The following is a 22,675-nucleotide window of genomic DNA, read 5'->3' on the forward strand; positions in this document are numbered from 1 at the left end:
TGATTTTCATTGAGTATAACTTTGTTTCTATCTTAATCAAACTGGATAGTGAATAATCATATTCTCACGATAGAAGAAGAGGCTGAGATTGGGGATTCTCGGCCTCTTAGGTTTCTTAAAATGTTCCGATACGGGTGATTGGCCAGAAGCGGAATTTAGCTTCCCCTGTGATATCTTTTGCTTTGAAGGTACCTACGTGGCGGCTGTCGCTAGAAACCAAGCGGTCATCTCCGAGGAGAAGGTATTCTCCTTCTGGAACAGTGAAGCTAAAGTTGGTATTGTAGTTGACATCGACTGTGAAGGCTTGGGCTTTTTGAGCGATACTTCTAAAGAAAGTTCCTTTATTTCCTTCAAAGCCCTTGCCTGAGTAGGTGCTTTGGAGTTTATCATCCTTGAAACGTTTGATGTAGTCAGCTAGGTAAGGTTCGTCCGTTTCTTTATCATTGATGTAAAGTTTATCGTTCTCGTAACGGATAGTATCGCCAGGCATTCCAATTACGCGCTTGACGATGTCCTTATTGCCATCTTCCTCATGGGCAACCACGATATCAAAACGGTCAATAGGGAGGTGTTTGACAACAAAGAGGATTTCGCCATCCGCTAGGGTTGGATCCATGGAATGCCCTTCTACGCGGACATTGCTCCAAAAAAAGATACGACTTAAAGCTAGTAATGACAGAATCAGGAGGAACAATCCCCACTCTTTTAGGAAATTTTTAAATGAATTCATAACTTACCTTTCTAAGCGTTTTTTCGCTTTTTCAGTATTTTTAAAGTGCAGTTTGGCGCAGAAATTTAGTCCCTGCATACCATAGGCTTGTAAAATCTGGCTAGCCACCTTGTCAGAAGCCGTTCCAGCTCCACTTGGAAGTTGATAGCCCAGTTCTCGTCCCAGATTTTCAAGATTTTCTAGAAAGAGATCACGCGCAATGATAGAAGAAACTGCGACGGCCAAGTATTTGCCCTCGGCCTTTTCTTCTAGGCTAATAGGATTGCTGAAACGATTGGCCTCTTGCGCCAAGTACTTGTCATAATTTTTAGCACTGGTAAAGGCGTCAATCACAATTTTCTCGGGCTGGATGCCTTTTTGAAGGAGGAGATAGATAGCCTGATTATGGAGGGCAACCTTAACCGAAACAGCATTGTAGCGGTCTCCGATGACCTCGTTGTACTTGCTTGGTGAGAGAAGCAGTGCCTGGTGCTGGATTTTTTCTTTGAGGATAGGGGCAATCTGACGGATTTTTAGGTCGGTCAGAGTCTTGGAATCCCCTACACCGAGTTTTCGCAAGAAGGTATGCTGGTCAGGTGTGACAAAGGAAGCCACAACTGCAAGTCCACCAAAGTAGGAACCATTTCCTACCTCATCTGTCCCAATCAAAGGGAGATTTTGTCCGCTGGTTTGCTCTACAGCTTGATAGCCAAAGAAACGAGCGTATTTCTCAGCCCCTTCACCCTGAAGTAAGACCTTTCCAGAAGTATAGATAGAAACCGTTGCTTGGGGTAGCCTCAAAAAGTAGCGGATATAGGGATTCTTGCTGGGAGCCAGACTGGTTTGATAGTGTTCAAGAAAAGCCTGAATCTCCTTTTCACTTGGTGTGAGTGTTATACTTGCCATAGTTTCTATTGTACCATAAAAGCAGGCAAATTTGTAAAAACTGACAAAATTAGCGAATTTTGGTATAATATCGTGAGGTGAATTTTATGGCAAATCTAAATCGATTCAAATTTACATTCGGGAAAAAATCATTAACTTTGACAAGCGAGCATGATAACCTTTTTATGGAGGAAATCGCCAAGGTTGCGACAGAAAAATACCAAGCAATTAAAGAACAAATGCCTAGTGCAGACGATGAAACAATCGCTCTTTTGTTGGCAGTCAACTGTTTATCAACTCAGCTCAGCCGTGAGATTGAATTTGATGATAAGGAGCAAGAATTAGAAGAACTCCGTCACAAGCTTGTGACTTGCAAGCAAGAACAGAGCAAGATTGAGGATTCCTTATGATTTCACTCCTTCTTCTATTGGTCTTGGCTTGGGGATTTTATATCGGCTATCGGAGAGGCCTGCTCTTACAGGTTTATTACCTGATTTCAGCCATGGCATCGGCTTTTGTGGCCGGCCAGTTTTACAAGGGAATTGGAGAGCAATTTCATTTGCTGCTCCCTTATGCAAATCCGCAGGAAGGTCAGGGAACTTTCTTTTTCCCATCGGATCAACTTTTCCAGTTGGATAAGGTCTTTTACGCAGGTATCGGCTACTTGCTTGTATTTGGGATTGTCTATAGCATCGGTCGTTTACTTGGTCTCTTGTTACACTTAATTCCTAGTAAAAAACTGGGTGGCAAGTTGTTCCAAGTTTCAGCAGGGATCTTGTCCATGTTGGTGACCTTATTTGTCTTGCAAATGGCCTTGACCATACTAGCAACCATTCCCATGGCAGCTATACAAAATCCTCTTGAAAAGAGTATCGTCGCAAAACACATCATCCAGAGCATACCAGTAACAACTAGTTGGCTCAAACAAATCTGGGTGACAAATTTAATCGGATAAAAAGGGCAGGAGTTTTCCTAGCCCTTTGTTTACAGATTTGACTCGAATCTATCAGAATATAAAAAGCTACCACACCTAGACATTCAAAGACAAGGAAATAAAGATGAATAAGAAAATATTAGAAACATTAGAGTTCAATAAGGTCAAGGCTTTGTTTGAACCCCATTTGTTGACCGAGCAGGGCTTGGAGCAATTGAGACAGCTGGCTCCGACTGCTAAGGCAGATAAAATTAAACAGGCTTTTGCTGAGATGAAGGAAATGCAGGCTCTCTTTATCGAGCAACCGCATTTTACCATTCTCGCAATTAAGGAAATCGCAGGAGTCTGCAAGCGGTTGGAGATGGGGGCAGATCTCAATATCGAGGAGTTCCTCCTCTTGAAGCGCGTGCTTCTTGCTAGCCGAGAACTGCAAAGTTTTTATGCCAATCTGGAAAATGTCAGCTTGGAAGAGTTAGCCCTTTGGTTTGAGAAATTACACGATTTTCCGCAATTACAAGGAAATCTCCAAGCCTTTAATGATGCAGGTTTTATTGAAAATTTTGCCAGTGAAGAATTGGCGCGCATCCGTCGAAAAATCCATGATAGTGAGAGTCAGGTACGCGATGTCTTGCAAGATTTGCTCAAGCAAAAGTCGCAGATGTTGACGGAAGGAATCGTTGCCAGCAGAAATGGCCGTCAGGTTTTACCAGTTAAAAATACCTACCGCAATAAGATTGCAGGTGTTGTTCATGATATTTCTGCCAGCGGAAACACCGTCTATATCGAACCCCGTGAGGTGGTCAAACTGAGCGAGGAAATTGCTAGTCTGCGAGCAGATGAGCGCTATGAAATGCTTCGAATTCTTCAAGAAATTTCTGAGCGTGTCCGACCTCATGCGGCTGAGATTGCTAATGACGCTTGGATTATCGGCCATCTGGACTTGATTCGTGCCAAGGTACGCTTTATCCAAGAAAGGCAAGCAGTCGTTCCTCAGCTGTCAGAAAATCAAGAGATTCAACTGCTCCATGTCTGTCATCCTTTGGTCAAAAATGCCGTCGCAAATGATGTCCATTTTGGCCAAGATTTAACAGCCATTGTCATTACAGGTCCCAATACGGGCGGGAAGACCATCATGCTTAAAACTCTGGGATTGACGCAGGTTATGGCTCAGTCGGGTTTGCCGATTTTAGCAGATAAGGGAAGTCGTGTTGGTATTTTTGAAGAAATCTTTGCCGATATTGGCGATGAGCAGTCTATTGAACAGAGCTTGTCTACCTTCTCTAGCCACATGACCAATATTGTGGATATTCTTGGTAAGGTCAACCAGCATTCGCTCTTGCTCTTGGATGAGTTGGGGGCTGGTACAGATCCCCAAGAGGGAGCCGCCCTTGCCATGGCTATTCTGGAGGACCTTCGCCTGCGTCAAGTCAAGACTATGGCGACTACCCACTATCCGGAACTCAAGGCCTACGGTATTGAGACAGCCTTTGTGCAAAATGCCAGCATGGAGTTTAATACTGCAACTCTACGCCCGACCTATCGCTTTATGCAGGGAGTTCCTGGCCGAAGCAATGCCTTTGAAATTGCTAAACGTTTAGGCTTATCTGAAGTTATTGTAGGGGAGGCAAGCCAGCAGGTCGATCAGGACAATGATGTCAATCGGATTATTGAGCAACTGGAAGAGCAGACGTTAGAGAGTCGCAAACGCTTGGACAATATCCGTGAGGTGGAGCAAGAAAATCTCAAGATGAATCGTGCGCTAAAAAAACTCTACAATGAACTCAATCGTGAAAAGGAAACCGAGCTTAATAAGGCGCGTGAACAGGCTGCTGAGATTGTGGCCATGGCCCTCAGTGAGAGTGACCAGATTCTCAAAAATCTCCACAGTAAGTCCCAGCTCAAACCTCATGAAATCATTGAAGCCAAGGCCAAGCTGAAAAAATTGGCTCCTGAAAAAGTGGACTTGTCTAAAAACAAGGTCCTTCAAAAGGCCAAGAAAAAACGTGCTCCAAAGGTGGGAGATGATATCGTTGTTCTCAGTTATGGACAGCGTGGTACCCTGACCAGTCAACTTAAGGATGGCCGTTGGGAAGCCCAAGTTGGCTTGATTAAGATGACCTTGGAAGAGAAAGAGTTTGACCTTGTTCAAGCCCAGCAAGAAAAGCAAGTCAAGAAGAAACAGGTCAATGTCGTGAAACGAACTTCTGGTCGTGGCCCACAAGCCAGACTGGACCTTCGAGGCAAACGTTATGAAGAGGCCATGAATGAGCTAGATGCCTTTATCGACCAAGCCTTGCTTAATAATATGGCTCAAGTTGATATCATTCATGGTATTGGAACAGGTGTCATCCGTGAAGGTGTCACCAAATACCTACAAAGAAACAAACATGTCAAGAGTTTCGGCTATGCCCCACAAAATGCTGGAGGGAGTGGCGCAACTATTGTCACTTTTAAAGGATAGCAGTATTCTGGACTTTATAAAGTAAAAACTGTTGAACTAATTTTTACTAATAAACACATTGACAAAAGCCAACATTTTTTGTAAAATAAGAATCAATTAAATACCAACACCGAATGAAGTTTAATAGAAGTGGGGAATCGTTTGATTTTCCATGACTGTAAATGGACGGAACTCTGGAGAGACCGTAAAGGCACCGAAGGGGCAAGGCAGGCAACTGCTCAAACTCTCAGGTAAAAGGACAGAGCTAGGATAGACCGCTTTTTAGCATTTATCTAAGCATTCCAGAGTACATGTATCTTGCATGTGCTCTTTCTTTTGGGGTTGAAAAGATAGGAGAAGGAAATGTTAGAATTGCTTAAATCAATCGATGCTTTTGCTTGGGGACCGCCCCTCTTGATTTTATTGGTCGGAACAGGGCTTTACCTAACTATTCGGCTAGGACTCTTGCAGGTTTTGCGTCTGCCCAAGGCCTTTCAGCTTATTTTTATCCAGGATAAGGGACATGGGGATGTATCCAGTTTTGCAGCTCTGTGTACAGCCTTGGCATCAACCGTTGGAACAGGGAATATCATAGGGGTTGCGACGGCTATCAAGGTGGGGGGGCCTGGAGCCCTCTTTTGGATGTGGATGGCGGCTTTCTTTGGAATGGCTACCAAGTATGCGGAAGGACTCTTGGCCATCAAATACCGCACCAAGGACGACCATGGTGCAGTAGCGGGAGGTCCCATGCATTATATCCTTCTAGGGATGGGAAAAAAGTGGCGTCCACTTGCTGTTTTGTTTGCAGTAGCAGGAGTACTGGTTGCTCTCTTGGGAATCGGAACCTTCACTCAAGTTAACTCGATTACAGAATCTATCCAGAATACAACGACTATTTCGCCAGCTATCACTGCTCTCGTCTTGTCTGTCTTTGTAGCGATTGCAGTCTTTGGCGGACTCAAGTCCATTTCAAAGGTTTCAACTACTGTTGTGCCTTTTATGGCTATCATTTATATCTTAGGAACTCTTACAGTTATTTTCTTTAATATCGGGAAAATTCCTTCTACAATTGCTTTAGTCTTTACCTCAGCTTTTAATCCCCTTGCTGCGGTAGGTGGATTTGCTGGTGCTAGCGTTCGGATGGCTATTCAAAATGGTGTGGCGCGTGGTGTGTTCTCAAATGAATCTGGTCTGGGTTCTGCTCCCATTGCAGCTGCTGCGGCTAAGACAAATGAACCAGTAGAGCAAGGTTTGATTTCCATGACAGGAACCTTTATTGACACCCTCATTATCTGTACTCTGACTGGTTTGACCATCTTGGTAACTGGTGTTTGGAGTGGTGACTTGAATGGAGTGGCTTTGACTCAGTCAGCCTTCTCAACAGTCTTTTCACACTTTGGACCTGCCCTCTTAACCATCTTCCTTGTTCTCTTTGCCTTTACAACGATTCTAGGTTGGAACTACTATGGAGAACGCTGTTTTGAGTTCCTCTTTGGGGTTCGCTTTATCTGGCTCTACCGTGTGGTTTTTGTGCTCATGGTCTTGCTGGGAGGATTTATCGAGTTGGATATGGTTTGGATTATCGCAGATATTGTCAACGCCTTGATGGCTCTGCCAAACTTGATTGCCCTCTTGGTCTTGTCGCCAGTCGTTATTGCTGAAACTAAAAAGTATTTTGATAAATAATGGAATCACACACCGCGTGTGATTTTTTGCTTTCATAAAAAATTTCTATCAGTGTAATTTAAAATATATATTATACAAGGTATAGAATCTGTGATAGACTAGATTTCAACAACATGAAAAGAGGTTTTATGATGACAACATTTACAATTCATACAGTAGAATCAGCGCCAGCAGAAGTGAAAGAGGTTCTTGAAACAGTAGAAAAAGATAACAATGGCTATATTCCCAACCTAATCGGTCTCTTGGCTAATGCACCGACTGCTTTAGAGGCTTATCGTACTGTCGGAGCTATCAACCGTCGCAATAGCCTGACACCCGTTGAGCGCGAAGTCGTGCAAATCACGGCAGCCGTGACCAATGGTTGTGCCTTCTGTGTTGCAGGTCACACAGCCTTTTCAATCAAACAAATCCAGATGAATGATGATCTGCTTCAAGCCCTTCGCAATCGTACTCCAATTGAAACAGATCCTAAATTGGACACCCTAGCTAAGTTTACCTTGGCAGTTATCAATACCAAGGGTCGTGTAGGAGATGAAGCCTTAGCTGAGTTTTTAGAAGCTGGTTATAGCCAACAAAATGCCTTGGATGTGGTTCTTGGTGTCAGTCTAGCAAGCCTCTGTAACTATGCCAACAATCTAGCTAATACCCCAATTAACCCAGAATTGCAACCTTATGCTTAATTCATATCTGAGTAAAATGAAGTCTGAAATAATCGGACTTCGTTTTTTTTTTTTTAATACTCAATGAAAGTCAAAGAGCAAACTAGGAGGCTAACCGCAGGTTGCTCAAAACAGTGTTTTGAGGTTGCAGATAGAAGCTGACGTGGTTTGAAGAGATTTTCGATGAGTATTAAGTCCTCATTTAAGCACTTTTATGATATACTGAAACTAACATGATTATTGGAGGTTAGGATGAAAAAACTCCCCTTAGTATTTTCAGGTTGTTTGCTAGGTTTGGCAGGAGCTGGAAATCTTATTTTAGATACGTTGCCGGTTCTGTCCCATCTGTTGAGTCTGACAGGTTTGATTTTGTGGATTTACTTTCTGATTCTTCATCTCTTTAATTGGAAGGAAACCAAGCAAGAATTGACCAAGCCCCCTCTTTTATCAGGGATGGCAACCTTTCCCATGGCTGGGATGATTTTATCAACTTATGTCTTTCGCGTATTCCCTCATCTTCCTTTGGTAGCGCAAGGGCTCTGGTGGTTTTCATTTTTCTTGGACTTGGCCTTGATTGCTGATTTCACCATCAAGTTTGCCTGTCCAGGTCGTAGGGTTCATGCGACTCCTAGCTGGACGGTTCTCTATGTGGGGATAGCGGTGGCTGCCTTGACCTATCCTCTGGTAGGCATCATCGAAATTGCCTATGCGACCTTGAGTTTTGGTTTTCTCTTGACCTTCTATCTCTATCCCCTTATTTATAGCGATTTAAAGAAACATCCACTCCCACTAGCCTTGCTTGGACAAGAAGGAATCTATTGCGCTCCCTTCTCTCTACTCTTGGCTTCTCTAGTTCGAGTTGGAGGAGCCAGTCTACCGACTTGGCTCTTGATTGTCATGATCTTGTCTTCTCAATCTTTCTTTTTCTTTGTTTTGACTCGCCTGCCCAATATTTTAAAACAAGGTTTTCAACCAGCCTTCTCAGCACTCACCTTCCCAACCATTATCACAGCTACTTCGCTTAAGATGGCTCAGGGAATCTTGAAACTTCCATTTCTGGATTATCTGGTAGTGGCTGAAACCGTTATTTGCCTCACTATTTTATTCTTTGTATTAGGCGCTTATCTGATTTGGTTACGAAAAAAGGTCTAGCTAGAAATAGCTAAACCTTATTTTTTATGGTTTGATAACTTCAGCTCCACCCATGTATGGACGAAGAACTTCAGGGATGGTCACAGATCCATCTTCATTTTGATAGTTTTCAAGAATAGCAGCCACTGTACGTCCAACTGCAAGTCCAGAACCGTTCAAGGTATGGAGCAATTTAACTTTGCCATCTGCTTCATCACGGTAACGGATTTGGGCACGACGGGCTTGGAAATCTTCTGTGTTTGAACAGCTTGAGATTTCACGGTAGGTATTTTGTGCAGGAATCCAAACTTCTAAGTCGTAAGTTTTGGCAGCTGAGAAGCCCATATCTCCAGTAGAGAGAGCAACGACACGGTATGGAAGGTTGAGTTTTTGAAGGATATTTTCAGCGTTGGCTGTCATTTTTTCCAATTCTTCGTAAGATTCTTCTGGCTTGGCAAATTTAACCATTTCAACTTTGTGGAATTGGTGCAAACGAATCAAGCCACGAGTATCACGGCCAGCTGAACCAGCCTCAGAACGGAATGATGGGCTCATAGCAGTGAAGTAGATTGGCAGGTCTTTACCGTCAAGAATTTCATCACGGTAGTAGTTTGTCAGAGGAACTTCAGCTGTAGGAATAAGGACATAATTGCTGTCGCTGAGTTCAAAAGTGTCTTCCTTGAATTTTGGATATTGACCAGTACCAAACATAGAGTCATGGTTAACCATGTAAGGCGTGATGACTTCCGTATAGCCTTCCTTTCCATGCTCATCCAACATAAAGTTGTAGATAGCACGTTCCAAACGAGCACCGAGGCCTTTATAGAAGAGGAAGCGAGCTCCTGTTACCTTACCACCGCGTTCCCAGTCAAGGATGCCAAGGTCTTCACCAAGATCCCAGTGAGCTTTAGGTTCGAAGTCAAACTCGCGTGGAGTCCCCCAACGGCGAACTTCCACATTGTCATCTTCATCAGCCCCAACAGGAACACTGTCAGCTGGGATGTTAGGAAGAGTCGTTGTAAATTCTGTCAATTTAGCATCGATGTCTGCCAATTCAGCATCCAAGGCTTTGACCTCAGCAGATAGAGTTTGCATGGCAGCAATCTTGTCATCTGCATTTTCCTTGTTGCGCTTAGCTTGGGCAATCTCAGCAGAAACTGTGTTGCGTTCTGCCTTGAGAGTTTCAACTTTGACCAAGATGTCACGACGCTTAGCATCGATTTCTTTCATCTCATTCAAGACAGCAGCATCTACACCACGTGTAGCCAATTTTTCTGCGACAGCATCAAAGTCTGTACGAATACGTTTGATATCTAACATAAGAACTCCTTTATGAAAAAAGCACACCTGACAAAGCGTTGGAGTGGCAGGGCCACGGTTCCATCCAACTTCACAGGTGTGCACTTGATTGTTTATGTAATTGTTACCAACGGTAGAATTTCACCTATCCCTCCTATCTGCTCGCAGCACCCGCAGACTTTCTGAAAGAAGAAGATAACCTACTTATCCGTTGCTATGATTATACTAAAGTTTCTACTTTTTTGCAAATAGATTTTTAAATTTTTGGCTAATTGTCTGAATCAGGGTAGGAAGTTTGACGACCTTGTCATTTCCCAGCTTTTCGCGTGCAATTTTGAGAATGGCACCTGAGTCTTTTGAAGCAAAGAGGAATTTTCCTTTGTCTGTAAAGACTTCGAAGTGGCGACTGATTTTTCGTCCAGTGACATTGGCTCCAATCTGATTGATATGGCTCCAAGGAATCTGGATAAATTGTTCGACATTGACATCTGGGTAAAATTCCAAGGCCTGATCTCCGACAAGGAATTTCCCAACTTTCCCAGCTATAGAGAGGTAGGAAGTGCCTGTCGTGCTGAGAAGCACTGTTTTATTAAGCGATTGGGCCATGATTAGTCTTCCTTACTTTCACCGAAAAAGGCATTGTAGAGGGCTTTGATAGCTGCTTTCTCTTGGTCTTTATTGACAACAAACATGATAGAAACTTCACTAGAACCTTGAGACATCATCTGGATGTTGATCTTATTTTCAGATAAAGCGCGAGTTACAGTAGCAGTTACTCCGATATGACTCTTCATTTTTTCTCCAACAATCATAATGATTGAAAGGTCGTGTTCGATTTCTGCATGGTCTACTTCAGCCTTTTGAACCAACTGACGCAGGATTTCTTCTTCCTTGATAGGAGTTAGTTCGCGAGAACGGAGGATGATTGAAAGATCGTCGATACCGGTTGGCATATGTTCCCAACCGATGTTAAGATCTTCAAGGATTTGCAGAACCTTGCGTCCAAATCCAACCTCACGGTTCATAAGGTATTTAGACATATTAATGCTGACAAAGCCTGAGTCACCAGCAATTCCCACAACTGGAAATTCATCACTACTGTGTTTTAGAACGATACGAGTACCTGGATGGTCAGGGTTGTTGGTATTCTTGATAACTAGAGGAATTTTTCCTCGGTAGGCAGGAAGAAGAGCTTCGTCATGAAGAACTGAGAATCCTGCATAGGCCAACTCACGCATTTCACGGTAGGTTAACTCAGGAATCGAGTGTGGTTGGTGGATAATACCAGGGTGGGCTGCAAAGATACCATCAACATCCGTAAAATTTTCATAGAGATCGGCCTTAACCCCTGCAGCAATGATAGAACCAGTGATGTCAGAGCCTCCACGTGAGAAGGTACAGATTTGATTTTCCTTGGTAACTCCAAAGAAACCAGGAATGACAAGGACTTCATTTGCATTTGTCAATTCTTCAATCTTGTCATAACTTGATGGAATGATGCGAGCGTGACCAGGTTCACTTGTGACCACAATACCAGCTTCTCGAGGGTGCACATAGCGTGCATCAATACCATTTTGGTTAAAATAGGCAGCAATCAATTTAGCATTGTTATTTTCACCGGCTGCTAGGAAAGTGTCGTAGAGAAATTCATTTTCTTCAATAGGAAGAGTGGCCAAGGCACGAATGCTTTTAGAAATTTTTTCTAGCACAGCTGGTTTAAGACCTAGTTCACTAACCATAGCGGTATAGCGATCGATAATCCAGCTTTGGCTCTTGCTAATATCGTTACCAGCAACATAGTCGCGGTAGTATTTAATCAAGGCATCCGTAACCTTAGTATCTTCAGCATTGCGTTTTCCTGGTGCAGAAACAACTACAAAACGACGCTCTGGATCGCTTTTTACGATGTTTAAAACTTTTTCTAATTGACTAGCAGAGGCAAGAGAGCTACCTCCAAATTTAACAACTTTCATAAGAACTCCTAAAGTAAGTATTTTATACGATTATAGCAGAAAGAAAGCCTTTTTTCAATCTGGAAAATAAGATGTTTTCTAGCCTAAAGCGCGCCTTTCCAATCGGCTGAGACACTTTCAGTCAAATTTTTCTTGCTTTCTGTTCCTAAAAAAGATATACTTTGAAAATAAAATGATTTAACAATCAATGAAAATCAAAGAGCANNGTCAGTAACCATACCTACGGCAAGGCGAAGCTGATGTGGTTTGAAGAGATTTTCGAAGAGTATAAACTGCTTATAAACTAAAAAGGAGTCCTGATGGAACACATTATTTATCGGCTTGAAGAGGATTTGGCAATTATTACTTTAAACCGTCCTGAGGTTGCAAATGGCCTTCATATTCCTATGTGTGAGGAGATTTTAGAAGCGCTGACTCTGGTAGAAGAGAATCCAGCTGTGCATTTTATCTTAATCAATGCCAATGGCAAAGTCTTCTCAGTTGGGGGAGATTTGGTAGAGATGAAGCGAGCAGTGGATGAGGATGATATTCCATCATTGACAAAAATCGCAGAATTGGTCAATACGATTTCCTATAAAATCAAACAAATAGCCAAACCTGTTTTAATGGAAGTTGACGGTGCTGTTGCAGGTGCCGCAGCGAATATAGCTGTTGCGGCAGATTTCTGTCTTGCAACGGATAAGGCTAAGTTTATCCAAGCCTTTGTTGGCGTTGGCTTGGCTCCAGATGCAGGTGGGATTCATCTCTTGAGCCGCAGTATCGGTGTGACGCGTGCTGCTCAATTAGCTATGACAGGAGAGGCTTTGACCGCAGAAAAAGCTCTGGAGTGGGGGCTAGTTTACCGTGTTTCCGAAGCTGATAAACTTGAAAAGACGAGAGAACAGCTTCTTAAAAAATTAAGACGTGGTTCAAGTAATTCCTATGCTGCCATTAAGAAGTTGGTTTGGGAGAGCCAATTTAAAGACTGGCAGGATTACGCTACTTTAGAACTGAATCTACAGGAATCCTTAGCTCAAACAGAGGATTTCAAAGAGGGAGTTCGGGCTCATTCGGAGAGAAGACGGCCTAAATTTACAGGAAAATAAAAAAATACTTGCATCATTCTTTGAACTTTGATATAATTCTCTTGTCAAATGTTTTGATTGTAAAAGTTTTTTTGAGAAGGAGGGATATGAAAAATGGACTACCAACGAATTAATGAATATTTAACATCTATATTTAACAATGTCCTTGTCATTGAGGAAGTGAGCTTGAGAGGTAGTCGTTTCAAGGATATCTCCATCAAAGAAATGCATACGATTGATGTGATTGGGAAATTCCCAGACGTGACACCAAGTCAAGTGTCAAAAGAGTTGATGGTGACTCTTGGGACAGTTACGACTAGTTTGAATAATCTCGAACGCAAGGGTTACATTGAACGCATTCGCTCAGAGCAGGATCGTCGTGTGGTGCATCTACATTTGACAAAGAAGGGTCGCTTGGTTCATAGGCTCCATAAACGCTTCCACAAGGCCATGGTTGAAAAAATCATTGATGGTATGAGTAAGGAAGAAATTGATGTTATGAGCAAAGGTTTGACCAATCTTTATCAATTTTTGGAGGATTTGAAATAATGGCTTTTGCAAAAATAAGCCAGGTTGCTCATTATGTGCCAGAGCAAGTGGTTACAAATCACGACTTGGCTCAGATTATGGATACCAATGATGAGTGGATTTCAAGTCGGACGGGAATACGACAAAGGCATATTTCAAGAACAGAATCTACCAGTGATTTGGCTACAGAGGTTGCTAAGAAACTGATGACAAAAGCTGGAATCACAGGGGAAGAGCTGGATTTTATCATCCTAGCCACCATTACTCCAGATTCGATGATGCCCTCTACAGCTGCTCGTGTCCAAGCTAATATTGGTGCTAATAAGGCCTTTGCTTTTGACCTAACAGCGGCTTGCAGTGGATTTGTATTTGCTCTTTCAACTGCTGAAAAGTTTATCGCTTCTGGTCGCTTTCAAAAAGGCTTGGTGATTGGTAGTGAAACCCTCTCTAAGGCAGTCGATTGGTCAGACCGATCAACAGCTGTATTGTTTGGAGATGGTGCTGGTGGCGTCTTGTTAGAAGCCAGCGAGCAAGAGCATTTCTTAGCTGAGAGCCTCAATAGCGATGGAAGTCGCAGCGAGTGTCTAACTTATGGGCATTCAGGCCTGCATTCTCCATTTTCAAATCAAGAAAATGCAGATTCATTTTTGAAGATGGATGGACGCGCAGTCTTTGATTTTGCTGTTCGGGATGTAGCCAAGTCTATCAAGCAGACCATTGTGGAATCTCCTGTAGAGGCGACAGACTTGGATTATCTGCTACTTCATCAGGCTAATGACCGTATTTTGGATAAGATGGCTAGAAAAATCGGGGTTAACCGAGATAAACTTCCAGCCAATATGATGGAATATGGCAATACCAGTGCAGCCAGTATCCCGATTTTACTTTCAGAGTGTGTAGAACAAGGTCTCATCCCTTTAGATGGTAGCCAGACTGTTCTGCTATCAGGCTTCGGTGGAGGCTTGACCTGGGGCACGCTCATTCTTACAATTTAGGTAATCATGTGGTGAACACATTGTTATAAAAACTATTTATTTTAAAGGAGTCCTATCATGGCAGTATTTGAAAAAGTACAAGAAATTATCGTTGAAGAACTTGGAAAAGACGCATCAGAAGTAACACTTGAATCAACTTTTGATGATTTGGACGCAGATTCATTGGACTTGTTCCAAGTAATCTCAGAAATCGAAGATGCTTTTGATATCCAAATCGAAGCAGAAGATGACTTGAAAACAGTTGGTGACTTGGTTGCTTACGTTGAAGAGCAAACAAAATAAGCAGAATATAAGATAGAAGGAGTAGGGAAACCCGCTCCCTCTTGTTTAGGCAATAGTTTGATTGTCAAATTATGACGGTATCGAACTATTACGTAAGCAAGAAACGATGGAGGCACTATGAAAACGCGTATTACAGAATTATTGAACATTGAGTATCCTATTTTCCAAGGAGGAATGGCTTGGGTTGCTGATGGTGATTTGGCAGGGGCTGTTTCCAAGGCTGGAGGACTAGGGATTATTGGTGGAGGAAATGCCCCGAAAGAAGTCGTCAAGGCAAATATTGACAAGATTAAATCGTTAACGGATAAACCCTTCGGTGTCAACATCATGCTCTTGTCTCCCTTTGTGGAAGATATTGTAGACCTCGTTATCGAGGAAGGTGTTAAGGTAGTGACAACAGGCGCAGGAAATCCTGGAAAATACATGGAACGCTTCCATGAAGCTGGGATCACGGTTATTCCAGTTGTACCAAGCGTTGCCCTAGCTAAACGAATGGAAAAAATTGGTGCGGACGCTGTTATCGCAGAAGGAATGGAAGCTGGGGGGCATATCGGTAAATTAACAACCATGACCTTGGTGCGCCAGGTTGCTGCTGCTGTATCTATTCCTGTTATTGCGGCAGGAGGGATTGCGGATGGTGAAGGTGCTGCGGCTGGCTTTATGCTAGGTGCAGAGGCTGTTCAGGTTGGAACGCGTTTTGTCGTTGCAAAAGAGTCTAATGCCCATCCAAATTATAAGGCCAAGATTTTAAAAGCTAGAGATATTGATACTACGATTTCAGCTCAACACTTTGGCCATGCTGTTCGAGCTATTAAAAACCAATTGACTCGTGATTTTGAAAAAGCTGAAAAAGATGCCTTTAAACAAGAAAATCCTGATTTAGAAATTTTTGAACAAATGGGAGCAGGTGCCCTAGCCAAAGCGGTTGTTCACGGAGATGTGGATGGTGGGTCTGTTATGGCAGGTCAAATTGCGGGGCTTGTTTCCAAAGAAGAAACCGTTGAAGAAATCCTAAAAGATTTGTACTATGGAGCAGCTAAGAAAATTCAAGAAGAAGCCTCTCGTTGGGCAGGAGTTGTAAGAAATGACTAAAACAGCCTTTTTATTTGCTGGTCAAGGTGCCCAGTATCTAGGGATGGGACGGGATCTCTATGATCACTACCCTATTGTCAAAGAAACGATTGATCAAGCGAGTCAGGTACTTGATTATGATTTGCGTCATCTCATTGATACGGAAGAAGAAAAACTCAATCAGACCCGCTATACGCAACCAGCTATTTTAGCAACTTCAGTTGCTATCTATCGTTTATTGCAAGAAAAGGGCTATCAGCCTGATATGGTTGCTGGTTTGTCTCTTGGAGAATATTCTGCCTTGGTGGCCAGTGGCGCCTTAGATTTTGAAGATGCGGTAGCCTTGGTCGCTAAGCGTGGCGCCTATATGGAAGAAGCGGCTCCTGCTGGATCTGGTAAGATGGTAGCAGTTCTCAATACACCAGTAGAGGTCATTGAAGAAGCCTGTCAAAAAGCTTCTGAACTTGGAGTAGTTACTCCAGCCAACTATAATACACCTGCACAAATCGTGATTGGTGGAGAAGTGGTTGCAGTCGATCGAGCTGTCGAACTTTTGCAGGAAGCAGGTGCCAAACGCTTGATTCCTCTCAAGGTGTCAGGTCCTTTTCATACCGCTCTCCTTGAGTCTGCTAGCCAAAAACTAGCTGAAACTCTAGCTCAGGGAAGTTTTTCAGATTTTACTTGTCCCCTAGTCGGCAATACAGAAGCTACAGTTATGAAAAAAGAAGACATTGCTCAACTTTTGACGCGTCAGGTCAAGGAGCCAGTTCGCTTCTATGAAAGTATTGCAGTTATGCAAGAAGCAGGCGTAACCAACTTTATCGAGATTGGACCGGGGAAAGTCTTGTCAGGCTTTGTTAAAAAAATTGATAAGACGGCTAAACTAGCCACTGTTGAAGATCAGGCGAGTTTGGAAGCCTTGCTAGAAAACGAGTAATCCCTTCTCCCATAAATACAAGAGGAAACAGGAGAAAAGAATGCAACTAAAAAATAAAAATATCTTTATTACAGGTTCGAGTCGTGGGATTGGTCTTGCCATCGCCCACAAGTTTGCTCAAGCAGGAGCCAACATTGTCTTAAACAGTCGTGGGGTCATCTCAGAGGACTTGCTAGCTGAGTTTGCAGACTATGGTGTCAAGGTGGTTCCCATTTCAGGGGATGTGTCGGATTTTGCAGATGCTAAGCGTATGGTTGAGCAAGCTATTGCAGAGCTGGGTTCAGTAGATGTTTTGGTCAACAATGCAGGGATTACCCAAGATACCCTTATGCTCAAGATGACAGAAGCAGATTTTGAAAAAGTGCTTAAAGTGAATCTGACTGGTGCCTTTAACATGACACAATCAGTCTTGAAACCGATGATGAAAGCCAGAGAAGGTGCTATCATCAATATGTCTAGTGTTGTTGGTTTGATGGGAAATATTGGTCAAGCTAACTATGCAGCTTCTAAGGCTGGTTTGATTGGTTTTACCAAGTCTGTGGCTCGTGAAGTGGCCAATCGCAATATCAGGGTTAATGCTATTGCACCCGGAATGATTGAGTCCGATATGACAGCTGTTCTATCAGACAAGGTAAAAGATGCCATGCTAGCGCAAATTCCCATGAAAGAATTTGGGCAGGCAGAACAGGTTGCAGATTTAACAGTATTTTTAGCAGGCCAAGATTATCTAACTGGTCAAGTGGTTGCCATTGATGGCGGCCTCAGTATGTAGCAGAAGCTAGAGGTAAAAAAGATGAAACTAAATCGCGTAGTAGTAACAGGTTATGGAGTAACATCTCCAATAGGAAATACACCAGAAGAATTTTGGAATAGTTTGACAAGTGGAAAAATCGGAATTGGTCAAATTACAAAATTTGATCACAGTGACTTTGATGTGCATAATGCGGCAGAAATTCAAGATTTTCCTTTTGATAAATACTTTGTAAAGAAAGATACCAATCGTTTCGATAACTATTCTTTGTATGCCTTGTACGCAGCCCAAGAAGCCGTTAATCATGCCAATTTAGATGTAGAGGCTCTTGACAAGGATCGTTTTGGTGTTATCGTTGCCTCTGGTATTGGTGGAATCAAAGAAATTGAAGATCAAGTGCTCCGCCTAAATGACAAAGGACCAAAACGTGTGAAACCATTGACCCTTCCAAAAGCTTTGCCAAATATGGCTTCAGGCAATGTTGCTATGCGTTTTGGAGCAAACGGTGTTTGTAAATCTATCAATACTGCCTGCGCTTCATCAAATGACGCGATTGGGGATGCTTTCCGCTCAATTAAGTTTGGTTTCCAAGATGTTATGTTGGTAGGTGGTTCAGAAGCCTCTATTACCCCTTTTGCTATTGCTGGTTTCCAAGCCCTAACAGCTCTCTCTACTACAGAGGATCCAGCTCGCGCTTCTATTCCATTTGATAAGGATCGCAATGGGTTTGTTATGGGAGAAGGTTCAGGGATGTTGGTTCTTGAAAGCCTTGAACACGCTGAAAAACGTGGGGCAACTATCCTTGCCGAAGTAGTTGGTTACGGAAATACTTGTGATGCCTACCACATGACTTCACCACATCCAGAAGGTCAGGGAGCTATCAAGGCCATCAAACTAGCCTTGGAAGAAGCTGAGATTTCTCCAGAGCAAGTAGCCTATGTCAATGCTCACGGAACATCAACTCCTGCTAATGAAAAAGGAGAAAGTGGTGCGATCGTGGCTGTTCTTGGTAAGGAAGTACCTGTATCATCAACCAAATCATTCACAGGACATTTGCTGGGTGCTGCAGGTGCGGTAGAAGCTATCGTCACAATCGAAGCTATGCGTCATAACTTTGTACCAATGACAGCTGGAACAAGCGAAGTATCAGATTATATCGAAGCCAATGTCGTTTATGGACAAGGCTTGGAGCAAGAAATTCCATACGCTATTTCAAATACCTTTGGTTTTGGTGGCCACAATGCAGTTCTTACTTTCAAACGTTGGGAGAATAAATAAGTATGAATTTAAACGATATTAAAGACTTGATGGCCCAATTTGACCAGTCAAGTTTGAGAGAATTTTCTTATAAAAATGGGACGGATGAGTTGCAGTTTAGCAAGAATGAAGCTAGACCTGTGCCTGAAGTTGCAGCTCAAGTCGCTCCAGCGCCCGTTCTAGCAACACCAAGTCCAGTAGCTCCTACATCTGCTTCAGTAGAAACTGTAATAGAAGAAGTTCCAGCTCCAGCTGAAACAAGTGTGACTGCTGAGGGAGATGTTGTAGAGAGCCCACTTGTTGGAGTGGCTTACTTGGCTGCTGGTCCAGATAAACCTGCCTTTGTAACAGTTGGTGATAGTGTTAAAAAAGGCCAAACATTGGTCATTATCGAAGCCATGAAAGTCATGAATGAAATCCCAGCTCCTAAGGATGGTGTGGTAACGGAAATTCTCGTTTCTAATGAAGAAATGGTTGAGTTTGGTAAAGGATTGGTACGAATCAAATGATTGATATTCAAGGAATTAAAGAAGCCCTTCCCCACCGTTATCCTATGCTCCTAGTGGACCGTGTGTTGGAAGTGAGCGAGGATACTATTGTTGCTATCAAAAATGTGACCATTAACGAGCCTTTCTTTAACGGCCACTTTCCTCAATACCCAGTTATGCCAGGTGTTCTGATCATGGAAGCCTTGGCGCAAACAGCTGGTGTCTTGGAATTATCAAAACCTGAAAATAAAGGTAAACTAGTCTTTTACGCTGGTATGGACAAGGTTAAGTTCAAGAAGCAAGTTGTACCAGGCGACCAATTGGTTATGACGGCAACGTTTGTCAAACGTCGTGGCACGATTGCTGTGGTTGAAGCAAAGGCTGAAGTGGATGGCAAGCTTGCGGCCAGTGGTACTCTTACCTTTGCAATTGGGAACTAAGGAGGTTCTCCATGTTTCGAAAAATTTTAATTGCCAATCGTGGTGAAATTGCGGTTCGTATTATTCGTGCGGCGCGTGAATTGGGCATTGCGACCGTAGCAGTCTATTCAACTGCTGATAAGGAAGCCCTTCATACTCTTTTAGCAGATGAAGCAGTTTGTATCGGCCCTGGTAAGGCAACAGAGTCTTATCTCAATATCAATGCGGTTCTATCAGCTGCAGTCTTGACTGAGGCAGAAGCTATTCACCCTGGTTTTGGCTTTCTCAGTGAAAATTCCAAATTTGCGACCATGTGTGAAGAGGTAGGGATCAAGTTTATCGGTCCATCTGGCCATGTTATGGATATGATGGGGGATAAGATCAATGCGCGTGCTCAGATGATTAAAGCAGGAGTGCCTGTCATTCCAGGTTCAGATGGAGAAGTACATAACTCTGAAGAAGCTTTGATTGTTGCTGAAAAAATTGGCTATCCTGTTATGCTCAAGGCTTCAGCGGGTGGAGGTGGTAAAGGGATTCGTAAGGTTGAAAAACCAGAAGACCTCGTTTCAGCCTTTGAAACTGCCTCTAGTGAAGCTAAGGCCAATTATGGCAATGGTGCTATGTACATAGAACGGGTCATCTATCCAGCTCGTCACATCGAGGTTCAAATCCTAGGAGATGAGCACGGGAATGTGATTCACTTGGGTGAACGGGATTGTTCTCTTCAACGAAATAATCAAAAGGTTTTGGAAGAAAGTCCTTCAATTGCAATCGGAAAAACGCTGCGTCATGAAATCGGTTCTGCTGCTGTTCGAGCTGCAGAGTCTGTTGGCTATGAGAATGCAGGGACCATTGAGTTTCTTCTTGATGAAGCAAGTAGCAATTTCTATTTCATGGAGATGAATACTCGTGTACAAGTAGAACATCCAGTAACAGAGTTTGTTTCAGGTGTGGATATCGTTAAGGAACAAATTCGCATTGCGGCAGGTCAACCTCTGTCTGTTAAGCAAGAAGATATTGTCCTACGCGGTCATGCCATCGAGTGTCGTATCAATGCAGAAAATCCAGCCTTTAACTTTGCTCCAAGTCCAGGTAAGATTACCAATCTCTATCTTCCAAGTGGTGGAGTTGGCTTGCGCGTGGATTCAGCAGTTTATCCAGGCTATACTATTCCGCCCTATTATGATAGTATGATTGCCAAAATCATCGTTCATGGAGAAAATCGTTTTGATGCACTTATGAAAATGCAACGTGCCCTCTATGAATTAGAGATTGAAGGGGTGCAGACCAATGCAGATTTCCAGCTTGATCTCATTTCAGATCGCAATGTCATTGCTGGAGATTACGATACTTCCTTCTTGATGGAAACCTTCTTACCTAAATATCAAGAAAAAGAATAAAATGACTTCAAGAGTTTAAACCGAAAAGGGGAATCAATGGCTCTATTTAGTAAAAAAGATAAGTATATTCGAATCAATCCCAATCGTTCGGTTAGGGAAAAACCTCAAGCCAAGCCAGAGGTTCCAGATGAATTATTCTCCCAGTGTCCGGGTTGTAAGCATACCATCTACCAGAAGGATCTGGGAAGTGAGCGTATCTGTCCGCACTGTAGTTATACCTTTCGTATTTCTGCCCAAGAACGCTTGGCTTTAACGATTGATATGGGAACCTTCAAGGAATTGTTTACAGGGATTGAAAGCAAGGATCCCTTGCATTTTCCTGGTTATCAAAAGAAACTAGCAACCATGCGTGAAAAAACAGGTCTGGATGAAGCTGTTGTGACAGGAACTGCTCTTATTAAAGGTCAGACTGTGGCTCTTGGGATTATGGATTCCAACTTTATCATGGCTTCTATGGGTACGGTTGTAGGGGAAAAAATCACTCGCTTATTTGAGTATGCGAGTGTTGAAAAATTGCCAGTTGTGCTCTTCACAGCCTCTGGTGGAGCCCGTATGCAGGAAGGAATCATGAGTCTCATGCAGATGGCTAAGATCTCTGCAGCGGTTAAACGCCATTCAAATGCTGGTCTCTTTTACCTGACCATTTTGACAGATCCAACGACAGGTGGAGTGACAGCTTCTTTCGCTATGGAAGGCGATATCATTCTGGCTGAACCACAGAGCTTGGTTGGTTTTGCTGGGCGTCGTGTCATTGAAAATACGGTTCGTGAAAGCTTGCCTGAGGGGTTCCAAAAGGCAGAATTCCTATTGGAGCATGGATTTGTGGATGCTATTGTCAAAAGAAGAGACTTACCAGATACGATTGCTAGTCTAGTCAGATTGCACGGAGGGGGTCCCAGATGAATATTGCAAAAATAGTCAGAGAAGCGCGTGAGCAGAGTCGCTTGACAACTTTGGACTTTGCGACAGGCATTTTTGATGAATTTATCCAATTACATGGTGACCGTTCTTTTCGTGATGATGGTGCAGTTGTTGGTGGTATCGGCTGGCTTGGAGATCAAGCTGTAACAGTGGTTGGTATCCAAAAAGGCAAGAGTTTACAAGATAACCTCAAGCGGAATTTTGGTCAACCGCATCCAGAAGGCTACCGCAAGGCCCTACGGTTGATGAAACAGGCTGAAAAATTTGGCCGTCCAGTTGTGACCTTTATCAATACAGCAGGTGCCTATCCTGGTGTGGGAGCGGAAGAACGTGGACAGGGAGAAGCCATTGCTCGCAATCTCATGGAAATGAGTGATCTGAGAGTTCCTATTATCGCTATCATTATCGGTGAAGGTGGTTCAGGTGGTGCTCTGGCTCTAGCAGTCGCAGACCGTGTCTGGATGCTGGAAAATTCTATCTATGCTATTCTCAGTCCAGAAGGCTTTGCTTCCATTCTATGGAAGGACGGCAGTCGTGCCATGGAAGCAGCAGAGTTGATGAAAATCACTTCACACGAGTTATTAGAAATGGACGTGGTGGATAAAGTGATTTCTGAAGCAGGACTTTCTAGTAAGGAACTGATTAAGAATGTCAAAAGAGAACTTCAAGCTGAGCTAGCTAGACTTTCACAAAAACCGCTAGAAGAGCTGTTGGAAGAACGTTATCAACGATTTAGAAAATACTAATACAAAAACTAGAACTGGCAGTCAGTTCTAGTTTTTATTGCTTCTTATACTCAATGAAAATCAAAGAGCAAACTAGCAAGCTAGCCGCAGGCTGCTCAAA

24 protein-coding genes and 1 riboswitch are annotated in these 22,675 nt (G+C 43.0%); of the genes, 19 read left to right on the forward strand and 5 right to left on the reverse strand.

Annotated elements, in window-relative coordinates:
• Positions 1–115 precede the first annotated feature (115 nt).
• Together lepB and rnhC are read right to left on the reverse strand one after the other, a co-directional pair.
• Positions 116–730, reverse strand: coding sequence for a signal peptidase I (gene lepB / locus HT721_RS06435; RefSeq protein WP_001083986.1), 615 nt, complete (start codon positions 728–730; stop codon positions 116–118).
• A gap of 3 nt (positions 731–733) precedes the next feature.
• Entirely contained in the window at positions 734–1,615 is an 882-nt protein-coding gene (gene rnhC, locus HT721_RS06440) for a ribonuclease HIII (protein WP_173217963.1), read from the reverse strand.
• An 86-nt stretch (positions 1,616–1,701) separates the two neighbouring features.
• Between rnhC and zapA the strand changes: the two genes are divergently transcribed.
• The 6 genes from zapA (at position 1,702) to HT721_RS06470 (ending at position 8,465) form a co-directional block, all read left to right on the forward strand.
• Entirely contained in the window at positions 1,702–2,004 is a 303-nt protein-coding gene (gene zapA, locus HT721_RS06445; RefSeq protein WP_000002019.1) for a cell division protein ZapA, read from the forward strand.
• On the forward strand, positions 2,001–2,549 hold the full coding sequence (locus HT721_RS06450; RefSeq protein ID WP_000624512.1) for a CvpA family protein: 549 nt from the start codon (positions 2,001–2,003) through the stop codon (positions 2,547–2,549). The genes zapA and HT721_RS06450 overlap by 4 nt, the downstream gene beginning before the upstream one ends.
• Positions 2,550–2,652: 103 nt before the next feature.
• The gene (locus HT721_RS06455; protein ID WP_173217959.1) at positions 2,653–4,989 is read left to right on the forward strand and encodes an endonuclease MutS2; all 2,337 of its coding nucleotides are present in this window, start codon (positions 2,653–2,655) and stop codon (positions 4,987–4,989) included.
• Positions 4,990–5,152: 163 nt separating this feature from the next.
• Positions 5,153–5,241, forward strand: a riboswitch (glycine riboswitch).
• 90 nt (positions 5,242–5,331) lie between these two features.
• A complete protein-coding gene (locus tag HT721_RS06460) occupies positions 5,332–6,654 on the forward strand; it encodes a sodium:alanine symporter family protein (RefSeq protein ID WP_112444382.1) in 1,323 nt (440 codons plus the stop codon).
• Positions 6,655–6,785: 131 nt separating this feature from the next.
• A complete protein-coding gene (locus HT721_RS06465) occupies positions 6,786–7,334 on the forward strand; it encodes a carboxymuconolactone decarboxylase family protein (RefSeq protein WP_000206767.1) in 549 nt (182 codons plus the stop codon).
• Between the two features lie 231 nt (positions 7,335–7,565).
• Positions 7,566–8,465 carry a TDT family transporter gene (locus HT721_RS06470; protein WP_173229331.1) on the forward strand — a complete coding sequence of 300 codons (900 nt, stop codon included), beginning with the start codon at positions 7,566–7,568 and terminating at the stop codon, positions 8,463–8,465.
• A gap of 24 nt (positions 8,466–8,489) precedes the next feature.
• Here HT721_RS06470 and serS read toward each other — a convergent pair whose 3' ends face one another.
• From serS to HT721_RS06485, 3 genes are all read right to left on the reverse strand, one after another.
• Positions 8,490–9,764 (reverse strand): serine--tRNA ligase, encoded by a 1,275-nt coding sequence (gene serS / locus HT721_RS06475; RefSeq protein ID WP_173229334.1) that lies wholly within the window; start codon positions 9,762–9,764, stop codon positions 8,490–8,492.
• A gap of 213 nt (positions 9,765–9,977) precedes the next feature.
• Positions 9,978–10,349 carry a DUF956 family protein gene (locus tag HT721_RS06480; protein ID WP_000079358.1) on the reverse strand — a complete coding sequence of 124 codons (372 nt, stop codon included), beginning with the start codon at positions 10,347–10,349 and terminating at the stop codon, positions 9,978–9,980.
• Between the two features lie 2 nt (positions 10,350–10,351).
• Complete coding sequence (locus HT721_RS06485; protein ID WP_173229335.1) at positions 10,352–11,716, reverse strand: aspartate kinase; 1,365 nt, start codon at positions 11,714–11,716, stop codon at positions 10,352–10,354.
• A 299-nt stretch (positions 11,717–12,015) separates the two neighbouring features.
• Here HT721_RS06485 and HT721_RS06490 point away from each other — a divergent pair, with 299 nt between their 5' ends.
• From HT721_RS06490 to HT721_RS06550, 13 genes are all read left to right on the forward strand, one after another.
• On the forward strand, positions 12,016–12,801 hold the full coding sequence (locus HT721_RS06490) for an enoyl-CoA hydratase (RefSeq protein WP_173229337.1): 786 nt from the start codon (positions 12,016–12,018) through the stop codon (positions 12,799–12,801).
• A gap of 93 nt (positions 12,802–12,894) precedes the next feature.
• The gene (locus tag HT721_RS06495; RefSeq protein WP_000386353.1) at positions 12,895–13,329 is read left to right on the forward strand and encodes a MarR family transcriptional regulator; all 435 of its coding nucleotides are present in this window, start codon (positions 12,895–12,897) and stop codon (positions 13,327–13,329) included.
• Positions 13,329–14,303, forward strand: a complete 975-nt coding sequence (locus HT721_RS06500; protein ID WP_173229339.1) for a beta-ketoacyl-ACP synthase III — start codon at positions 13,329–13,331, stop codon at positions 14,301–14,303. The genes HT721_RS06495 and HT721_RS06500 overlap by 1 nt, the downstream gene beginning before the upstream one ends.
• 57 nt (positions 14,304–14,360) lie before the next feature.
• A complete protein-coding gene (locus HT721_RS06505) occupies positions 14,361–14,585 on the forward strand; it encodes an acyl carrier protein (RefSeq protein ID WP_000257838.1) in 225 nt (74 codons plus the stop codon).
• Positions 14,586–14,702: 117 nt separating this feature from the next.
• The gene (gene fabK / locus HT721_RS06510) at positions 14,703–15,677 is read left to right on the forward strand and encodes an enoyl-[acyl-carrier-protein] reductase FabK (RefSeq protein WP_112444397.1); all 975 of its coding nucleotides are present in this window, start codon (positions 14,703–14,705) and stop codon (positions 15,675–15,677) included.
• Positions 15,670–16,593, forward strand: a complete 924-nt coding sequence (gene fabD / locus HT721_RS06515) for an ACP S-malonyltransferase (RefSeq protein WP_173229341.1) — start codon at positions 15,670–15,672, stop codon at positions 16,591–16,593. Before fabK ends, fabD begins: the two co-directional genes overlap by 8 nt.
• 40 nt (positions 16,594–16,633) lie before the next feature.
• On the forward strand, positions 16,634–17,365 hold the full coding sequence (fabG, locus tag HT721_RS06520) for a 3-oxoacyl-[acyl-carrier-protein] reductase (protein ID WP_173229343.1): 732 nt from the start codon (positions 16,634–16,636) through the stop codon (positions 17,363–17,365).
• A gap of 21 nt (positions 17,366–17,386) precedes the next feature.
• Positions 17,387–18,622 carry a beta-ketoacyl-ACP synthase II gene (fabF, locus tag HT721_RS06525; RefSeq protein WP_173229345.1) on the forward strand — a complete coding sequence of 412 codons (1,236 nt, stop codon included), beginning with the start codon at positions 17,387–17,389 and terminating at the stop codon, positions 18,620–18,622.
• 2 nt (positions 18,623–18,624) lie between these two features.
• Positions 18,625–19,110, forward strand: a complete 486-nt coding sequence (accB, locus tag HT721_RS06530) for an acetyl-CoA carboxylase biotin carboxyl carrier protein (protein ID WP_173229347.1) — start codon at positions 18,625–18,627, stop codon at positions 19,108–19,110.
• Positions 19,107–19,529, forward strand: coding sequence for a 3-hydroxyacyl-ACP dehydratase FabZ (fabZ, locus tag HT721_RS06535; RefSeq protein WP_000565515.1), 423 nt, complete (start codon positions 19,107–19,109; stop codon positions 19,527–19,529). Before accB ends, fabZ begins: the two co-directional genes overlap by 4 nt.
• An 11-nt stretch (positions 19,530–19,540) precedes the next feature.
• Complete coding sequence (gene accC, locus HT721_RS06540) at positions 19,541–20,908, forward strand: acetyl-CoA carboxylase biotin carboxylase subunit (protein ID WP_173229349.1); 1,368 nt, start codon at positions 19,541–19,543, stop codon at positions 20,906–20,908.
• 36 nt (positions 20,909–20,944) lie between these two features.
• Positions 20,945–21,811 carry an acetyl-CoA carboxylase, carboxyltransferase subunit beta gene (gene accD / locus HT721_RS06545; RefSeq protein WP_173229351.1) on the forward strand — a complete coding sequence of 289 codons (867 nt, stop codon included), beginning with the start codon at positions 20,945–20,947 and terminating at the stop codon, positions 21,809–21,811.
• Positions 21,808–22,575, forward strand: a complete 768-nt coding sequence (locus tag HT721_RS06550) for an acetyl-CoA carboxylase carboxyl transferase subunit alpha (protein WP_173229353.1) — start codon at positions 21,808–21,810, stop codon at positions 22,573–22,575. The genes accD and HT721_RS06550 overlap by 4 nt, the downstream gene beginning before the upstream one ends.
• Positions 22,576–22,675 lie beyond the last annotated feature (100 nt).

Source organism: Streptococcus sp. 4094, assembly GCF_013277125.1.
GTDB lineage: Bacteria > Bacillota > Bacilli > Lactobacillales > Streptococcaceae > Streptococcus.

Bases quoted from the DNA above. Each gene is read 5' to 3' on its own strand.
- accB (WP_173229347.1), top strand. From the start codon at position 18,625: ATGAATTTAAACGATATTAAAGACTTGATGGCCCAATTTGACCAGTCA.
- HT721_RS06480 (WP_000079358.1), bottom strand. From the start codon at position 10,349: ATGGCCCAATCGCTTAATAAAACAGTGCTTCTCAGCACGACAGGCACT.
- serS (WP_173229334.1), bottom strand. From the start codon at position 9,764: ATGTTAGATATCAAACGTATTCGTACAGACTTTGATGCTGTCGCAGAA.
- HT721_RS06465 (WP_000206767.1), top strand. From the start codon at position 6,786: ATGACAACATTTACAATTCATACAGTAGAATCAGCGCCAGCAGAAGTG.
- fabG (WP_173229343.1), top strand. From the start codon at position 16,634: ATGCAACTAAAAAATAAAAATATCTTTATTACAGGTTCGAGTCGTGGG.
- HT721_RS06490 (WP_173229337.1), top strand. From the start codon at position 12,016: ATGGAACACATTATTTATCGGCTTGAAGAGGATTTGGCAATTATTACT.
- HT721_RS06450 (WP_000624512.1), top strand. From the start codon at position 2,001: ATGATTTCACTCCTTCTTCTATTGGTCTTGGCTTGGGGATTTTATATC.
- fabZ (WP_000565515.1), top strand. From the start codon at position 19,107: ATGATTGATATTCAAGGAATTAAAGAAGCCCTTCCCCACCGTTATCCT.
- fabK (WP_112444397.1), top strand. From the start codon at position 14,703: ATGAAAACGCGTATTACAGAATTATTGAACATTGAGTATCCTATTTTC.
- HT721_RS06500 (WP_173229339.1), top strand. From the start codon at position 13,329: ATGGCTTTTGCAAAAATAAGCCAGGTTGCTCATTATGTGCCAGAGCAA.
- accC (WP_173229349.1), top strand. From the start codon at position 19,541: ATGTTTCGAAAAATTTTAATTGCCAATCGTGGTGAAATTGCGGTTCGT.
- HT721_RS06485 (WP_173229335.1), bottom strand. From the start codon at position 11,716: ATGAAAGTTGTTAAATTTGGAGGTAGCTCTCTTGCCTCTGCTAGTCAA.
- HT721_RS06470 (WP_173229331.1), top strand. From the start codon at position 7,566: ATGAAAAAACTCCCCTTAGTATTTTCAGGTTGTTTGCTAGGTTTGGCA.
- HT721_RS06550 (WP_173229353.1), top strand. From the start codon at position 21,808: ATGAATATTGCAAAAATAGTCAGAGAAGCGCGTGAGCAGAGTCGCTTG.
- zapA (WP_000002019.1), top strand. From the start codon at position 1,702: ATGGCAAATCTAAATCGATTCAAATTTACATTCGGGAAAAAATCATTA.
- fabD (WP_173229341.1), top strand. From the start codon at position 15,670: ATGACTAAAACAGCCTTTTTATTTGCTGGTCAAGGTGCCCAGTATCTA.
- HT721_RS06495 (WP_000386353.1), top strand. From the start codon at position 12,895: ATGGACTACCAACGAATTAATGAATATTTAACATCTATATTTAACAAT.
- rnhC (WP_173217963.1), bottom strand. From the start codon at position 1,615: ATGGCAAGTATAACACTCACACCAAGTGAAAAGGAGATTCAGGCTTTT.
- HT721_RS06505 (WP_000257838.1), top strand. From the start codon at position 14,361: ATGGCAGTATTTGAAAAAGTACAAGAAATTATCGTTGAAGAACTTGGA.
- HT721_RS06460 (WP_112444382.1), top strand. From the start codon at position 5,332: ATGTTAGAATTGCTTAAATCAATCGATGCTTTTGCTTGGGGACCGCCC.
- HT721_RS06455 (WP_173217959.1), top strand. From the start codon at position 2,653: ATGAATAAGAAAATATTAGAAACATTAGAGTTCAATAAGGTCAAGGCT.
- accD (WP_173229351.1), top strand. From the start codon at position 20,945: ATGGCTCTATTTAGTAAAAAAGATAAGTATATTCGAATCAATCCCAAT.
- fabF (WP_173229345.1), top strand. From the start codon at position 17,387: ATGAAACTAAATCGCGTAGTAGTAACAGGTTATGGAGTAACATCTCCA.
- lepB (WP_001083986.1), bottom strand. From the start codon at position 730: ATGAATTCATTTAAAAATTTCCTAAAAGAGTGGGGATTGTTCCTCCTG.